General features: G+C 64.8%; 14 protein-coding genes. 6 read left to right on the forward strand and 8 right to left on the reverse strand.

The genetic code is table 11. From position 1 onward, the window contains the following. Nucleotides 1–23: 23 nt before the first annotated feature. Nucleotides 24–1,301 (forward strand): efflux RND transporter periplasmic adaptor subunit, encoded by a 1,278-nt coding sequence (locus ACZ48C_RS23710; protein ID WP_464783191.1) that lies wholly within the window; start codon nt 24–26, stop codon nt 1,299–1,301. 9 nt (nt 1,302–1,310) lie between these two features. Further along, complete coding sequence (locus ACZ48C_RS23715; protein WP_454636189.1) at nt 1,311–3,254, forward strand: MacB family efflux pump subunit; 1,944 nt, start codon at nt 1,311–1,313, stop codon at nt 3,252–3,254. A gap of 3 nt (nt 3,255–3,257) precedes the next feature. Here ACZ48C_RS23715 and ACZ48C_RS23720 read toward each other — a convergent pair whose 3' ends face one another. From ACZ48C_RS23720 to ACZ48C_RS23750, 7 genes are all read right to left on the reverse strand, one after another. Continuing rightward, nucleotides 3,258–4,625, reverse strand: a complete 1,368-nt coding sequence (locus ACZ48C_RS23720) for an FGGY-family carbohydrate kinase (protein WP_464783192.1) — start codon at nt 4,623–4,625, stop codon at nt 3,258–3,260. Then, a complete protein-coding gene (gene rhaM / locus ACZ48C_RS23725; RefSeq protein WP_464783193.1) occupies nt 4,622–4,936 on the reverse strand; it encodes an L-rhamnose mutarotase in 315 nt (104 codons plus the stop codon). The genes ACZ48C_RS23720 and rhaM overlap by 4 nt, the downstream gene beginning before the upstream one ends. Beyond that, nucleotides 4,936–5,940, reverse strand: a complete 1,005-nt coding sequence (locus ACZ48C_RS23730; RefSeq protein ID WP_464783194.1) for an ABC transporter permease — start codon at nt 5,938–5,940, stop codon at nt 4,936–4,938. The genes rhaM and ACZ48C_RS23730 overlap by 1 nt, the downstream gene beginning before the upstream one ends. Beyond that, a complete protein-coding gene (locus ACZ48C_RS23735; RefSeq protein ID WP_464783195.1) occupies nt 5,937–6,926 on the reverse strand; it encodes an ABC transporter permease in 990 nt (329 codons plus the stop codon). The genes ACZ48C_RS23730 and ACZ48C_RS23735 overlap by 4 nt, the downstream gene beginning before the upstream one ends. A 12-nt stretch (nt 6,927–6,938) precedes the next feature. Then, complete coding sequence (locus tag ACZ48C_RS23740) at nt 6,939–8,474, reverse strand: sugar ABC transporter ATP-binding protein (RefSeq protein WP_464783196.1); 1,536 nt, start codon at nt 8,472–8,474, stop codon at nt 6,939–6,941. A gap of 64 nt (nt 8,475–8,538) precedes the next feature. Beyond that, nucleotides 8,539–9,534, reverse strand: coding sequence for a rhamnose ABC transporter substrate-binding protein (gene rhaS / locus ACZ48C_RS23745; protein WP_119254322.1), 996 nt, complete (start codon nt 9,532–9,534; stop codon nt 8,539–8,541). Nucleotides 9,535–9,584: 50 nt separating this feature from the next. Continuing rightward, nucleotides 9,585–10,397 carry a DeoR/GlpR family DNA-binding transcription regulator gene (locus tag ACZ48C_RS23750; RefSeq protein WP_119254323.1) on the reverse strand — a complete coding sequence of 271 codons (813 nt, stop codon included), beginning with the start codon at nt 10,395–10,397 and terminating at the stop codon, nt 9,585–9,587. Nucleotides 10,398–10,599: 202 nt separating this feature from the next. Here ACZ48C_RS23750 and ACZ48C_RS23755 point away from each other — a divergent pair, with 202 nt between their 5' ends. The 4 genes from ACZ48C_RS23755 to greA all read left to right on the forward strand — a co-directional run bounded on the left by ACZ48C_RS23755 (nt 10,600) and on the right by greA (nt 14,971). Further along, nucleotides 10,600–12,696 carry a bifunctional rhamnulose-1-phosphate aldolase/short-chain dehydrogenase gene (locus ACZ48C_RS23755; RefSeq protein ID WP_464783197.1) on the forward strand — a complete coding sequence of 699 codons (2,097 nt, stop codon included), beginning with the start codon at nt 10,600–10,602 and terminating at the stop codon, nt 12,694–12,696. 24 nt (nt 12,697–12,720) lie between these two features. Beyond that, nucleotides 12,721–14,013, forward strand: coding sequence for an L-rhamnose catabolism isomerase (gene rhaI / locus ACZ48C_RS23760; RefSeq protein WP_464783198.1), 1,293 nt, complete (start codon nt 12,721–12,723; stop codon nt 14,011–14,013). 164 nt (nt 14,014–14,177) lie between these two features. After that, nucleotides 14,178–14,387, forward strand: a complete 210-nt coding sequence (locus ACZ48C_RS23765; protein WP_119254326.1) for a hypothetical protein — start codon at nt 14,178–14,180, stop codon at nt 14,385–14,387. A gap of 101 nt (nt 14,388–14,488) precedes the next feature. Next, on the forward strand, nt 14,489–14,971 hold the full coding sequence (gene greA, locus ACZ48C_RS23770; RefSeq protein ID WP_464783199.1) for a transcription elongation factor GreA: 483 nt from the start codon (nt 14,489–14,491) through the stop codon (nt 14,969–14,971). A gap of 94 nt (nt 14,972–15,065) precedes the next feature. On the opposite strand, the gene ACZ48C_RS23775 is transcribed toward greA, so the two are convergent. Further along, a complete protein-coding gene (locus ACZ48C_RS23775) occupies nt 15,066–16,304 on the reverse strand; it encodes a saccharopine dehydrogenase family protein (protein WP_424546513.1) in 1,239 nt (412 codons plus the stop codon). Between the last annotated feature and the right edge of the window lie 16 nt (nt 16,305–16,320).

The raw sequence follows: 16,320 nt of genomic DNA on the forward strand, positions 1-16,320 counted from the left end.
GGCCTCGACATGTGGGAATGCCGATGACCAAGACCGCACGACCGAAGACGGATGAGAAGGCCGCCGACGAGGGCGGCCGCACGAATGTCACCTTCAGGCCGGGCGCGACCCCGCCCGCGCGCCGCAAGCGCCGCTCGCGCGCCTGGGTCTGGCTGCCGGTCATCGCCATTCTCGCCGGTGCCGGCTATTACGGCTGGCGCGCCTATGCGCCGGCCGAGACGACGGCCGCGATCATCACGCAGCCCGTCACGCGCGGCGATATCGAGAATGCGGTGACGGCGGTCGGCACGCTGGAGGCGGTGAAGTCCGTCGATGCCGGCGCGCAGGTCTCCGGCCAGCTCAAGGCCCTGCATGTCGCCATCGGCGATGCCGTGACGAAGGACCAGCTTCTCGCCGAGATCGACCCGGCGACCATCGAGAACCGCATGGAGATCAACCGCGCGGAACTCGTCAATCTGCAGGCGCAGCTCGTTTCCAAGAAGGCGCAGCTCGAATTCAAGCAGGCCAATATCGCCCGCCAGCAAAGCCTTGTGGCCGGCAATGCCGCCGCAAGGCAGGCGCTCGACCAGGCCGTGGCCGACCTTGCCGCGGCGGAGGCGGACGTCAACGCCACCGAGGCGCAGATACGCAAGCAGCAGGCGACGCTGGCCGGCGACGAGGTCGATCTCGGCTACACCAAGATCTACGCGCCGATGGCGGGCACCGTCATCGCCAATCCGGTGAAGGAAGGCCAGACGCTGAACTCGGTGCAGACCGCGCCTACCATCGTCACCATCGCCGATCTTTCCATCATGACCGTGCGCGCCGAGGTTTCCGAGGCCGATGTCGGCCGCCTCAAGGTGGGCATGGAGGCCTATTTCACGCTGCTCGGCCAGCCGGGCAAGCGTTTTACCGGCAAGCTCCGCCAGATCGAGCCGTCCCCGACCGTCGAGAACAATGTCGTGCTCTACAACGCCCTGTTCGACGTGCCGAACCCGGAGGGCGAGTTGATGATGTCGATGAGCGCGCAGGTCTTCTTCGTACAGGCCGCGGCGCGCGACGTGCTGGTCGTGCCGGCCGGCGCGGTGTCGATCAAGCGTCCCGAGGGTGGCGGCAAGCCGAAGGCGGAGGTGACGGTCGTCACCGCCTCCGGCAGGCAGGAGGTGCGTGAAGTCGAGACCGGCATCCGCAACCGCGTCAGCGTCGAGGTGAAGAGCGGCCTTGCCGAGGGCGACAAGGTGGTCGTCAGCGCGGGCGGCGGCAATGCCTCGGGCGGCGACCGGAACTCGCGGCGCGGCATGCGCATGCCGCCGATGTTCTGAGGTGCGGCCATGACGGCGCTCATCTCGCTTAGGGACGTCACCAAGACCTTTCACAACGGCGACTTCGCCGTCGAGGTCCTGCACGGCATCACGCTCGATATCGAGGCGGGGGAGTTCGTCGCGATCATCGGCCAGTCCGGCTCGGGCAAGTCGACGCTGATGAACATCCTCGGCTGTCTCGACCAGCCGACCTCCGGCGATTACCTGATCGACGGCGAGCCCGTCGCGGGCTTCGAGAGCGACGAGCTTGCGGCGCTGCGCCGCCGCACCTTCGGCTTCGTCTTCCAGAGCTACAACCTCATCCCCACGGCAAGCGCCCGCGAGAATGTCGAGGTGCCGGCGATCTATGCCGGTCTTCCGGCGCGCGACCGGCAGGAGCGGGCCGAAGCGCTGCTCGGTTCGCTGAAGCTCGCCGACCGGCTCGATCACCGGCCGAACCAGCTTTCCGGCGGCCAGCAGCAGCGCGTCTCCATTGCCCGTGCGCTGATGAACGGCGGCCGTGTCATCCTCGCCGACGAGCCGACCGGCGCGCTCGACAGCCAGAGCGGCGAAGAGGTGATGGCGCTGCTGCGCCGGATGCACGAGGACGGACACACGATCATCCTCATCACCCATTCGCGCGAGGTGGCGGAGGCCGCCGACCGCCTGATCGAGATCCGCGACGGCGAGATCATCTCCGACCGTGCCCGCAAGCCCCGTCCTTCAACCGAAGCCGCTGCCGGCCGGCAGAAGGCGATGAAGGAAGGCTCGGCTGCCATCGCCGACATTTCGGAGGCGATCAAGATGGCCTTCCGGGCGCTGCACGCCAATCTCTTCCGCACGGTGCTGACGCTGCTCGGCATCGTCATCGGCGTCGGCTCGGTGGTCGCGATGCTGGCCATCGGCACGGGGGCGCAGAATTCCGTGCTGGACCGCATCTCCGCTATGGGCTCCGACCTCCTGCTGGTGCGCCCCAGCATGGCGAGTTTCCGCGGCGGCAGCGGCAGCTTCCCTGTTACCCTCGTGCCGTCGGATGCCGATGCGATCCTCGAACTGCCGAACGTCGCCTTCGCCGTGCCGGAAATGACGAGTTCCGTTACGGTGCGCTACGGCAATATCGATTACCAGACGACCGCCAACGGCACGGTGCCGGCCTTCCCGCGCGCAAAATCCTGGACCGTCGCCTCCGGCGAGTTCATCAACCAGGACGACATGGACACCTATGCGCCGGTCGTCGTGCTCGGCCAGACGGTGGCGAAGACGTTGTTTCCGACCGGCGGCAATCCGCTCGGCCAGTATGTGCTGGTCAACAAGATCCCCTTCCAGGTGATCGGGGTGATGGCCGAAATGGGCGCGAGCGCCGGCGGCAATGACCAGGATGACGTGATGCTCGTGCCGCTTTCCACCGGCAGCATGCGGCTCTTCGGCCAGCGCAACGTGCGCACCATCACCGTTCAGGTCGAGGACGCCTCGGCCATCGACCTGACGCAGGATGCCATTCAGACCCTGCTGAATGAGCGGCACAAGGCCGAGGATACGCAGATCACCAATATGTCCTCGGTGCGCGAGGCCTTCACCGAGACGTCGAACACGATGAAGCTCTTCCTCGGCTCCGTCGCGGCCATCTCGCTGCTCGTCGGCGGCATCGGGGTGATGAACATCATGCTGGTGAGCGTACGCGAGCGCACCCGCGAGATCGGCGTGCGCATGGCGACCGGCGCAAGGCGGCGCGATATCCTCCTGCAATTCCTCATCGAGGCGCTCGTCGTCTCGGCCATCGGCGGGGCCATCGGCGTCGTGCTGGGGCTCTCCATCGGCGGGCTCGCCAAGGCCTTCGGCATGCCGGTCAGCTTCACGGCAGGCCCCGTCGCGCTCGCCTTCGCCTGTTCGTTCCTGACCGGCCTCGTCTTCGGTTACCTGCCGGCGCGTAACGCCTCGCATCTCCAGCCGGCCGTCGCGCTCAGCGCCGATTGAGGCTTAGCCGATCGCCGCAAGCCAGGCCGCGCGATAGGCCGCCAGCCCCGCAATGTCGGAAGGCTCCACCCGCGTTTCCTGCGTTGCGACCGGCGCGATGCCGGTGAGCAGCGAAGCGCCCTGGCTGGTGCCGGTGGAGCCCGGCACGGCGATGGCCGGGCGGCCGGTCAATGCGGCAAGCAGGGTGAGGTAGAGCCGGTTCGCCGCGAACGGCCCCTCGACAATCGTCGGCCCTTTTGCCCCGATCAGGCCAAGGCAGGCTTCGTTCATCAGGGCGAGGTAGAGGCAGGCGACCGCATGCCGCTCGGCGGCGCTGGCGCCCTCCGCATTCAGCCATCGCCTTTCGCGGCCGGGGAAGGGGCCGGAGCCCGGCGCGACATTCGGCGTGAGCATCCGCTTCTTTTCGATCACCGCGGGCAAAGTCGCGAGGATATCCTCATCCGCCACGCTGCCGATTTCCGCCGACAGGATTTCGAACTCCCGCCCGCCCATGAAGCGGGAGGAGGGCACGGCGCGGCCATAGGCATCGACATTGGCGAGCGTGTCGCGCGCCGGGTCGAGATGTTCCAGATCGCCGCCGACGGCGAAGTTGATCACCCACGTGCCGGTCGAGACGACCGAGAAGGGCGCCTGCCGCGCCACCAGATGCGGCAGCAGCGAGGCATTGGAATCGTGGATGCCGCAATAGACCGGGATCGAGACGTCGATGTCTTCGGCAATCTCCGGCAGAAGGGGGCCGAGGGCGTCGAAGGCCGGCCGGATCGGCGCTATCAGCGGGCGGATGCCGAGCGTGTCGACCAGCGAGGAATAGTCGCCCGTCTGTGGGTTCCAGAGATCGGTGTGGCAGCCGAGCGAGGTCACCTCGTTCGCCGCGATGCCGGTCAGCCGCGCCGCCCAGTATTGCGGATAGGTGACGATGGTCATCACTCTCGCGAATGCCTCGGGAAACATGGTCTTCTGGTAATGAAGTTGCGCCCCGACATTTAGGCCCATCGACAGGTGCGGCGAGCGCGTCTCCGCGAAGGGCGGGCGAAGCGCATCATAGGAGTCCCGGATCGCCTGCAGGTATTCGTGCTCGTAGTCGAGCACCGGCATGGCGAGGTTGCCGTCGATATCGAGCAGCGCCGCCGAGGCACCGTGCGTCGTGATCGAGATCGCGTCGAAGCCGGGTTCCTTCGCAAAGCGTCGGAAGGCGTCCAGTGTGAAGGCCCAGAGGGCTTCGACGTCGTAATGCGGATAGGGGCCGTCCTTCAGAACGGTGTTGGCCATTCGCGCGGCTGCGATCTCCGCGCCGGTTACAGCGTCGAGGACGACGACCTTGGCGTTGGTCTTGCCGATATCGAGGACGGCGATGCGGCGATAAGCGGTCATGGCATGTGGAAGACGGGAACGAGGTTGCTTTGGACGGGGGAATTGTCCGGGTTGGTCTCCATGATATCAGCCATGTGCGCCCACCAGCGCTTCATCACGGGATGCTCGGGCAGGGTCGCCATCGTGTGGTTCTCCGGCCGGGTGAGGATGCCGAAGAGGATGTTGGTCTCCGGGTCGAGATAAATGGAGTAATCGGACGCACCGGCCTCGCGCAACAGGGCGACCAGTTCGGGCCAGATCTCGTCATGGCGCTTCCTGTATTCCGCCTCCATGCCGGGATTGAGCTTCATCTTGAAGGCGTGCCGTTCCATTAGGCTCTCCTCGCATGCTTGATCCGGCGTGCGACGATCGGCAGGGCGATGGTGACGATCAGCAGCAGGCCGATGAAGATGGACATGACGATGCCGGGCACGTTGAGGAGGCCGAGGCCGAAGGTGACGAGGCCCATCACAAAGGCGGCGATGACGACGCCGGCAATCGTGCCCGCCCCGCCGAGGATCGAGACCCCGCCGAGCACGACCATGGTCACGATCTCCAACTCCCAGCCTTGCGCGATGGAGGGCCGGGTGGAGCCGAGGCGCGAGGTGAGGCAGACGGCGGCGATGCCGCTCATCAGGCCGGTCAAAAGAAAGAGGATGAACTTCACCCGGTCGACCGGGATGCCGGAGAAGCGCGCGGCCATGGCGTTGTTGCCGATGACATAGACGTGGCGGCCGAAATTCGTCCGGTGCAGCAGCACGGCGAAGAGGGCGGCCATGACGAGGAAGAGCACGAATTCGAAGGAGAAGACCCAGACGACGTAGCCCTGGCCGAACCAGGCGAAATCGGCGGGATACTTGCCATAGGCCTGATCGCCGAGCACGATATAGGAGATGCCGCGGAAGAGGCTCATCGTGCCGATGGTGACGACGATGGAGGGCAGCTTGAGGCCGGCGACAAGCAGGCCGTTGAACGCGCCGCAGGCAAGGCCGGTGCCGATGCCGATGGCGACGAGGCCGGGCGTGCCGACGCCCATCTGCACCGCCGCGCCCATGGCGGTGGAAGCGAGCGCGATGATCGCGGCGACGGAAAGGTCGATTTCGCCGGCGATGATCAGCAGCGCCATGGCGAAGGCGACCAGTGCCTTTTCCGTGAAGTTGAACGTCGCGTCCGAGAGGTTCCAGGCATCGAGGAAATAGGGCGAGGCCAGTGAATTGGCGATGAAGATGAGGACGGCCACGCAGAAGAGCAGCACTTCCCAGCTCGCCAGCAGCCGCTTCATCGGCGTGCCGAGCCGGTCGGGGATCTGGCGGCGGATTGCAGTCTCGGTATTCATGCCAGCCTCTCCTTGGCGGCGCGGTCGCGCAGGATGATGCGGCCCTTCTTCTTCTCGGCGCGGGCGTTGAAGACGACGGCGAGGATGATGACGACGCCCGAGATCGCCATCTGTGCGAAGGGCGAGATGCCGATGACGGGCAGGGCGTTCTTGATGACGCCGAGGAAAAGTGCGCCGAGCACCGTGCCGATCACGCTGCCGATGCCGCCGGCAATGGAAATGCCGCCGATGACGCAGGCCGCGACGCTGTCCAGTTCGAAACCGGCGGCGATGTCGACATAGGCCACCGCATAGCGCGAGACCCAGAGATAGCCGGAAAGGCCGGCGAGCGCGCCCGACAGGACGAAGGCGAGGAAGCGCGAGCGGCCGACATCGATGCCGGCATAGACGGCGGCGGTCGGGTTGCCGCCTGAGGCATAGGCGGCGCGGCCGAAGGGCGTGCGCGTCAGCACGAACCACATCATCAGCACGATGGCGATGGCGAGCCAGGAAAGGATCGGCAGGCCGAGGATGGGAAAGCGCGGCAGGTTGAGGAAATCGGGCGTCATCTGGTGGGCGTTCACCCAGCTGCCGCCCGACAGAACGAAGGCCATGCCGCGATAGATGGTGAGCGTGCCGAGCGTGACGACGATGGGCGGGATCTGCAGCAGCCAGACGAGGAAGCCGTTGATCGCGCCGAGCGCCGCGCCGATGGCGACGGCAAGCACGATGAGCAGCGCCAGCGGCAGGCCGGGATAGGCCGCATCCAGCATGGCGACGGCCATGCCGGTGAAGGCGAGGTTCGCCGCGACCGAAAGGTCGATGGATTTGGTCAGGATCACCGTCATCTGGCCGAGGGCGAGGATGATGAGGATCGACGTGTCATTGAAGATATTGGCGAGATTGGCGGGGGAGGCGAAGCCGGCCGCGCGCGTCGCGAAGCCGGCGATCATCACGAGGATGATCAGCGCCAGCAGGAGTTCACGGTTCTTGAGAAGACGCTGCATGCTCATCCGCCCCTATGCATTGCCGGTCGCCGCGCGCACCAGCGTTTCCGCCGTCAGCCCGTCGCGGTCGTACAGGCCGGCCATCAGCCCCTCGCGCATCACCATCACACGGTCCGACATGCCGAGGATTTCCGGCAGCTCGGAGGAGATCATGACGATGGAAAGGCCCTCGCCGGCAAGTTCCGAGATGAAGGCATGCACGGCGGCCTTGGAGCCGATGTCGATGCCCTTGGTCGGCTCGTCGAGGATGATGACCTTCGGCTTCGTGGCGAGCCATTTTCCGATCACCACCTTCTGCTGGTTGCCGCCCGAAAGCGTGCCGACCGGCACGGAGAGTGCGGCGGCGCGCAGGTCCAGCCGCTCGGCATATTTGCGCGCCAGCGAAAACTCGTTGATCGCTTTTAGGAAGCCGCGCGCCGAGGTGCGGGCGAGCGAGGGCAGCGACATGTTCTGGTAGATCGGCATTTCCAGCGCAAGGCCGTGGCGGCCGCGCTCTTCCGGCACATAGACGATGCCGGCGGCAATGGCTTCGGCGGAGGAGCGGATGGCGATCTCGCGCCCGTCGAGGAAGGTCTTTCCCGAGGCCGGAACGGTCATGCCGAACAGCGACTGGCAGAGTTCCGAGCGCCCCGCGCCGATGAGGCCGTAGACGCCGAGGATTTCGCCGCGCCGGAGGTCGAAGGAGATGTCGCGGAATTCCGTGTCGTGACAGTAGCCCTCGACCCTGAACACGGTCTCGCCGATGGCGACCTTGCTCTTGGGGAAGACGTCATGCACGTCGCGGCCGACCATCAGCCGCACGATCTCCTCCTGCGGCGTTTCCTTCAGCCGGCCTGCGCCCACCATGCGCCCGTCGCGGAAGACGGCGTAGCTGTCGGCGATCTCGTAAAGCTCGTCGAACTTGTGGCTGATGAAGAGGATGGCCTTGCCCTGTTTCTTCAGGTTTTCGACGATGCGGAAGAGATCGTCGATCTCCTTGCGGGAAAGGGCGGCCGTCGGCTCGTCCATGATGACGATGCGCGCCTCGACGGAAAGCGCCCGGGCGATCGCCACCAGATGCCGCTGGGCGATGGAGAGGTCCTTCAGCTTGATCGTCGGGTCGATATTGCTTTCGAGCTGGTGCATCAGCGCGCGGGCGCGCTCGTTGATGGTCTTCCAGTCGATGAGGCCGAAGCGCGTGCGCGGCGCGTGGCCGAGGAAGATGTTCTCGGCGACCGTCAATTCGTCGAAAAGCACAGTCTCCTGATGGATCGCCGTCACGCCGGCGTCGATGGCGGCCTGCGCATTGGCGAAGGTCACGGGCCGGCCGTCCATGACGATCTCGCCCTCGTTCGGGCGGTAGATGCCGGTGAGGATCTTCACCAGAGTCGATTTGCCAGCGCCGTTCTCGCCGATCAGCGCCGTCACCTCGCCGGGATAGAGCGCGATATTGACGCCGTCGAGCGCCTTCACGCCGGGGAAGATCTGCGAGATGCCGCGCATCTCCAGAATGGGCGTTCCCGCCGCCTCGGCCCTCGCGACCGGAATGGAAGCTGCTGCGCTCGTCATCGACTGTACCGGAAAAGGAAAGGAAACCCGGCGGCCGGAGCCGCCGGGAGGCTGGTTCGAAGGATCAGAAGATCTTCGAGAACTGGTCGATGTTCGAGGCGTCGTAGACGAAGGGATCGGCCATGGCGGCTTCGCCATTGTCGCCGACCTTGATCTTGCCCATGCGGCCGGCTTCGATTTCCGAGCCCGGCGCGCCGTCCGTGTCACCCTTGACGAGGTGATAGGCGATCTGGGTTGCGGAATAGCCGAGGTCGATCGGGTTCCAGATGGCGAATTCCTTGGTCGCGCCCGACTTGATGGCGCCGGCCATTTCGGAGGGCAGGCCGAGGCCCGTCACGTAGACTTCACCGATCTTGCCGGCATCCTTGACGGCCTGCGAGGCGGCAAGGACGCCGACCGTCGTCGGCGCGACGATGACCTTGACGTTCGGCTGCGAGGTCAGGAGGCCGTTGGCCTCGCGGTAGGACTTGTCGGCAAGGTCGTCGCCATAGACGGTGGTGACGAGATTGAGGCCAGGGAAGTCCTTGATCTGCTTCTTCATCTCCTCGATCCAGGTGTTCTGGTTGGTCGAGGTCGTCGTTGCCGAGAGGATCGCGAAGTCACCCTTGCCGTCCGGCAGGTGGTCCTTGGCGAGCTGCAGGCACATCTTGCCGATCAGCTCGTTGGAAGACGGGTTGAGGTGCATGATGCGGCCTTCCGGCGCCACGCCCGAATCCCAGGAGATGACCTTGATGCCGCGCTGCTGGGCCTTCTTGAGGGCCGGAACGACGGCGTCCGGGTCGTTGGCGGAGATCGCGATGGCGTCGACACCCTGGGCGATCAGCGAGTTGATGACCTCGATCTGGCCTTCGGCCGTCGTCGTGGTCGGGCCGGTATAGATGATCTCGACGCCGCCGAGTTCCTTGGCGGCTTCCTCCGCGCCCTTGTTGGCGGCTTCGAAGAAGCCGTTGCCGAGCGACTTGACGAGAAGGGCGATCTTCATGTCCGCGGCATTGGCCGTGGATACCATGGCGGCAAGCGCGAGCGCCGCGCCGGCAAGCAGTTTGGTGGTCAGTTTCATGGTTTTCCTCCCAGTGTTGAAACGTTCGATCCTCCCGGTCGCCCGCCTTGTCAGGCCGCCGAGGTGGAATCCTCCTTCTCGGTCGAAGCCATGGGCTTCACCGTGATGAGCCTTATGCCGGCATGGGCGACCATGGCGGCCGCCTCGTCCGAAATCCTGTCGTCGGTGATGATCGTGGTGACATTCTCCAGCGGGCACAGAATGAGGCTGGAGCGCCGCTCGAACTTGCTGGAATCGACCATGACGATCAGCTCTTCCGCCTGCCGCATCAGCTTCTGCTCGCTCTGGATGACCAGCGCGTCCGCCTCCATGATGCCGAGCGCATTGACGCCCTGTGCGCCGATGAACATGCGCCGCGCATAGAAATTGCGGATCGCGTCATTGTCGAAGGGTGAGAGGATGAGGCTCTGGTCGCGGTAGATCGCGCCGCCGGGAACGCTCACCGTGCATTTGGAATGCTTCACCAGATGCTCGGCGATGGCGAAGGAATTGGTCATGACCTGCAGGCGGCGGGCCGACATGAAATGCACCATCTGGAACGTCGTGGTGCCGCCGTTGATGATGATCGAGTCGCCTTCCTCGCAGAGCTCTACCGCGCGGCGGGCGATTGCGCGCTTACGATCGATATTGATCGATTCGGACACCTTGAACGGACGCGCCGCCAGATTGCCGAGCTGCGGCGGATGCACGGCCTCGGCGCCGCCGCGCACGCGGCGCAGCTTGCCCTGAACATGCAAGGCGGCGATGTCGCGGCGGATCGTGGCTTCGGATGCCTCGGTCAATTCGGCGATATCCTGCACCGTCACGACGGGCTTTTCCTGGATCGCGCTCAAAATGATGCGATGGCGTTCGCGTTCGTGCATGGGGCTCCTCCTCAGTATGATTTATTCGCATTCAATTTATCTTGTCAATCAGAAACGATCAAAAAAGAGCATATTGCGCTGCACAATGATCTTTAATGATCAAAAATGATTGACATTGCGAGGCAAGGTGCGCCATAGCTCTGGCAAAGGAGACGGGAAGCCGCGCCGGCATCCCGTGATTGGACAGACCAGGGAGGATGTCATGACGGGCCAGCCCCGCCTTCTCGAAAACCGTTGGGACGACGCCTATGCCGCGAGGCTCGACGAGCCCGGCAAGCTGCTCTACCGCTCCAATCTCCTCGGCGCCGACAAGCGCATCACCAACTATGGCGGCGGCAATACCTCGGCCAAGGTGGAGGAAACCGATCCGCTGACGGGCGAAAAGGTCCGCGTCCTGTGGGTGAAGGGCTCCGGCGGCGACGTCGGCACGATCAAGCTCGACGGTTTCGCCACGCTCTACATGGAAAAGCTGGAAGCGCTGAAGGGCATCTACAGGGGCGTCGAGGACGAGGACCGCATGGTCGGCTTCCTGCCGCACTGCACATTCAACCTCAACCCGCGCGCCGCCTCCATCGATACGCCCCTGCACGGCTTCGTGCCCCATGTGCATGTCGACCACATGCACCCGGACGCGATCATCGCCATCGCCGCCGCGAAGAATTCGAAGGCGCTGACGGCGCGGATCTTCGGCGAGGAGATAGGCTGGCTGCCCTGGCGCCGCCCCGGCTTCCAGCTCGGCCTCGACCTCGAAGCCTTCGTCAAGGCGAATCCCAAGGCCAAGGGCGTCGTGCTCGAAAGCCACGGCCTCTTCACCTGGGCGGACGACGCCAAGGATTGCTACCTGCTGACGCTCGACATCATCAACCGGGCGATCGAATGGTTCGCCGGGGAGACGGAAGGCAAGACGATCTTCGGCGGCGCCGTCGCCACGAGCCTCGACGAAGCCGGGCGCCGTGCCGTCGCCGCGAAGCTCATGCCGGAAATCCGCGGCCGCATCGGCAAGGGCGAGCGCAAGCTCGGCCATTTCGACGACCAGGCCGCCGTGCTGGAATTCGTCAATTCGAAGGACCTGAAGCCGCTCGGCGCGCTCGGCACTTCCTGCCCGGACCATTTCCTGCGCACCAAGATTCGCCCGCTGATCGTCGATTTCGACCCGGCAAAGCCCGACGTGGACGCTGTGATCGCCGGTCTCGACAAGGCGCTGGAAGACTACCGCGCCGACTACACGCGCTACTATGAAGCCTGCAAGCGCGGCAATTCACCGGCCATGCGCGATCCGAACCCGGTCATTTTCCTCGTTCCCGGTGTCGGCATGCTCTCCTTCGCCAAGGACAAGGCGACAGCGCGCATCGCCGGTGAGTTCTACGTCAACGCCATCAACGTGATGCGCGGCGCCTCCACCGTCTCCGAGTACCAAGGCCTGCCCGAGCAGGAGGCCTTCGACATCGAATATTGGCTGCTGGAGGAAGCAAAGCTCCAGCGCATGCCGAAGCCGAAGAGCCTTGCCGGCCGTGTCGCCTTCGTGACGGGCGGCGCCGGCGGCATCGGCCGCGCGACGGCAGAACGGCTGGCGGGCGAGGGTGCCTGCGTGGTGCTGGCCGATATCGATGGCAATGCGCTGGCGGAAGTCGGTGCGGATTTCGCGAAGAAGTATAGCAGCGATGTCGTGCGCACCGTCACGCTCAACGTGACGGACGAGGCGGGCGTCATTTCTTCCTTCGCGGAGGCCAGCGTCGAATTCGGCGGCGTCGATATCCTCGTCTCCAATGCGGGCATCGCCTCTTCCGCGCCGGTCGAAAGCACGGAGCTTTCGATGTGGAACAAGAATATCGATATCCTCGCGACCGGCTATTTCCTCGTCTCGCGCGAGGCCTTCCGCCTCTTCCGCCGCCAGAATATCGGCGGCAACGTGGTCTTCGTCGCCTCCAAGAACGGCCTTGCCTCCTCGCCCAACGCCTCGGCCTATTGCACGGCCAAGGCCGCCGAGATCCATCTTGCGCGCTGCCTTGCGCTGGAAGGCGCGGAAGCGGGTATCCGCGTCAACACGGTCAATCCGGACGCGGTGCTGCGCGGCTCGAAGATCTGGGGCGGCGAGTGGCGCGAACAGCGCGCCGCCTCCTCGAAGATCGAGGTGAGCGAGCTGGAGGAGCATTACCGCAAGCGCTCGATGCTCAAGCTCAACGTCTTCCCGGAGGACATCGCCGAGGCGATCTATTTCCTTGCATCGGACCTTTCGGCAAAGTCGACGGGCAACATCATCAACGTGGATGCCGGCAACGCGCAGAGTTTCCCGCGCTAGTCCGCGTGGATCAGGGAGGATGGAATGGCTGAATTCAGGATCGCGCAGGATGTCGTCGCGCGGGAAAACGACAGGCGCGCCTCGGCGCTGAAGGAAGACTACGAGGCGCTCGGCGCGAACCTCGCCCGCCGTGGCATCGACATCGAGGCCGTCACGGCCAAGGTCGAAAAGTTCTTCGTCGCCGTCCCCTCCTGGGGCGTCGGCACGGGCGGCACGCGCTTTGCGCGCTTTCCCGGCACCGGCGAGCCGCGCGGCATCTTCGACAAGCTGGACGACTGCGCCGTCATCCAGCAGCTGACGCGCGCCACGCCCAATGTCTCGCTGCATATTCCGTGGGACAAGGCCGATCCGAAGGAGTTGAAGGCCAGGGGCGACGCCCTCGGCCTCGGCTTCGACGCGATGAACTCCAATACCTTCTCCGATGCGCCCGGCCAGGCGCATTCCTACAAATACGGCTCGCTCAGCCACACGGATGCGGCAACGCGCGCCCAAGCGGTCGAGCACAATCTGGAATGCATCGAGATCGGCAAGGCCATCGGCTCCAAGGCGCTGACGGTCTGGATCGGTGACGGCTCCAACTTCCCCGGCCAGAGCAATTTCACCAGGGCCTTCGAGCGCTACCTTGCGGCGATGGCCGAGATCTACAAGGGCCTGCCGGACGACTGGAAGCTGTTCTCCGAGCACAAGATGTACGAGCCGGCTTTCTATTCGACGGTTGTGCAGGACTGGGGCACCAATTACCTGATCGCCCAGACGCTCGGCCCCAAGGCCCAGTGCCTCGTCGATCTCGGCCATCACGCGCCGAACACCAATATCGAGATGATCGTCGCCCGCCTCATCCAGTTCGGCAAGCTCGGCGGTTTCCACTTCAACGATTCCAAATATGGTGACGACGACCTCGATGCCGGCGCCATCGAGCCCTATCGCCTCTTCCTCGTCTTCAACGAGCTGGTGGATGCGGAAGCGCGCGGCGTGGAAGGCTTCCATCCCGCCCACATGATCGACCAGTCGCACAACGTCACCGACCCGATCGAAAGCCTGATCAACAGCGCGAACGAAATCCGCCGCGCCTACGCACAGGCCCTCCTCGTCGACCGCACGGCGCTTTCCGGCTACCAGGAGGACAACGACGCCCTGATGGCGACGGAGACGCTGAAGCGCGCCTACCGCACCGACGTGGAGCCGATCCTCGCCGAAGCCCGCCGCCGCACGGGCGGCGCCGTCGACCCCGTCGCGACCTATCGCGCCAGCGGCTACCGCGCCAGGGTCGCCGCCGAGCGCCCCGCCTCCGTCGCAGGCGGTGGCGGCATCATCTGAGTCTATCGGGCTTCCCGATCCTCTCGACCCCGGCGAATGTGGTTTTCGCCGGGGCTTTTTTGCGCGCGGAATTCCGTCGTCTGTACGCTTTCGCACAAAGTTCGGATGGCCCGGAACTTCCGGTGACGTTGCGTGTTCGATTCCTGCCGTGAAGGGAGGGCGAAATGAACGAACAGACCGATATCCAATTGCATTTCGACGTTCTCAGTTGCCGTGCGCTGGTGTGCTGCGAGGGCAAGGACTACGTGCTGCCGGATGCCTATCCGACCCGCGAGGCGGCCGAGGCGGCGGCGAAGAAATTCGCCTGGGAAAAGCTTGGCGCGCAGAAGCGTCGCGGCCGCAAGCCTTCCGACCTTGCCATCTGGCTGCGGTAGCTTTCGCGCGCGAATGTCCGTAAGGATAGGCTTTTGAGCAATTCCGGCAGCCGCCAGGCAATTTCGCGGCCCGGATCGCACGGTCAGAACGGAGTTCGCGCGTGAGCGTTGCATTCGTCAAGGAAGAGAGCGCGGAGACGGCGGCGGAAACCCAGCTGCCGGACCGCCCCGTTTCGCCGCATCCCAATTTGGTGACGGAGACCGGCCTGAAGGCGCTCGAGCGCCAGCTTCAGGAGGCGAAGGAGGCCTATGAGGCCGCCAATGCGATCGAGGACATCAATGAGCGCCGCCGCCAACTGGCCGGCCCCGTGCGGGATTTGCGCTACCTTGCCGAGCGGCTGCGCACCGCCCAGTTCGTTCCGGCTCCCGCGACGAATGACGCCGTCGCCTTCGGCAGCACCGTCACCTTCAACCGGGACGACGGCCGCGTGCAGACCTACCGCATCGTCGGCGAGGACGAGGCCGATCCCAAGGCGGGATCGATCTCCTATGTCTCCCCCGTCGCGCGCCTCCTCATGGGCAAGGCGGTCGGCGACGTGGTGACGATGGGCGGGCAGGAACTGGAGATCGAGAAGATCGCCTGATTGGCGGACAGCCATCATGAAAAAAGGCCGGCGTCTCGCCGGCCTTTTCGTTTCGGAAGCCTTGCCCATGCCGTCCAGGGCATGGGCATCGAGCTTAGAAGCTGACGGCGCGGTCGCCGTCCTCGTCCTGGATGCGGGTCGGCAGGCCGATCCGGTTCAGGAGGTTGATGAAGGGCTTCGGCGGTAGCTCTTCCACGTTTGCCATCTTCTTCACGTCCCACTCGCCGGTAGCGACGAGCATCGCGGCGGCGACCGGCGGAACGCCGGCGGTGTAGGAGATGCCCTGCGAGCCGACTTCCTCATAGGCTTCCTTGTGGTCGGCCACGTTGTAGATGAAGACGGTCTTTTCCTTGCCGTCCTTCAGGCCCTTCACGTAGTCGCCGATGCAGGTCTTGCCCTCGTAGCCGGGGGCGAGCGATGCCGGATCCGGCAGCACGGCCTTGACGACCTTGAGCGGCACGACTTCCTGGCCTTCGGCCGTCTTGACCGGCTGCTCGGAGAGCAGGCCGAGGTTCTTCAGCACGGTGAAGACGTTGATGTAGTGATCGCCGAAGCCCATCCAGAAGCGCACATTCGCGCCGTCCATGTTCTTGGCGAGCGAGTGCACCTCGTCATGGCCGCACAGATAGGCGCGGCGCGTGCCGACGACCGGCAGGTCGTAGTCCTTGCCGATCTCGAACATCTTGTTGGTCTGCCACTGACCGTTCTGCCAGGAATAGACGACGCCGGTGAATTCGCGGAAGTTGATTTCCGGGTCGAAGTTCGTGGCGAAGTACTTGCCGTGGCTGCCGGCATTGATGTCGACGATGTCGACATCCGTCACCTTGTCGAGATATTCGTCCTTGGCGAGCTTGGCATAGGCGTTGACGACGCCCGGGTCGAAGCCGGCGCCGAGGATGGCGGTGATGCCCTTCTCCTCGCATTCGGCGGCGCGCTTCCACTCGTAGTTACCGTACCACGGCGGGGTCTCGCAGATCTTGCCCGGCTCTTCGTGGATCGCGGTGTCGATATAGGCGACGCCCGTATCCATGCAGGCGCGCAGCACCGACATATTGAGGAAGGCGGTGCCGACATTGATGACGATCTCAGACTTCGTCGACGTGATGAGCGCCTTGGTGGCCTCGATGTCGAGCGCGTCGAGGGCATGGCCTTCGAGTACGCCCGGCTGCTTCATCGCCTTCTTCTCATGAACGGACGCGATGATCTTGTCGCACTTCGCCTTGGTGCGCGAAGCGATGTGGATGTCGCCGAGCACGTCGTTGTTCTGGGCGCACTTATGCGCAACGACCTGTGCAACGCCGCCGGCGCCGATGATGAGCACGTTCTTCTTCATTTCCCGGAATAGCTCC

Source organism: Shinella sp. 1A1, assembly GCF_055379515.1.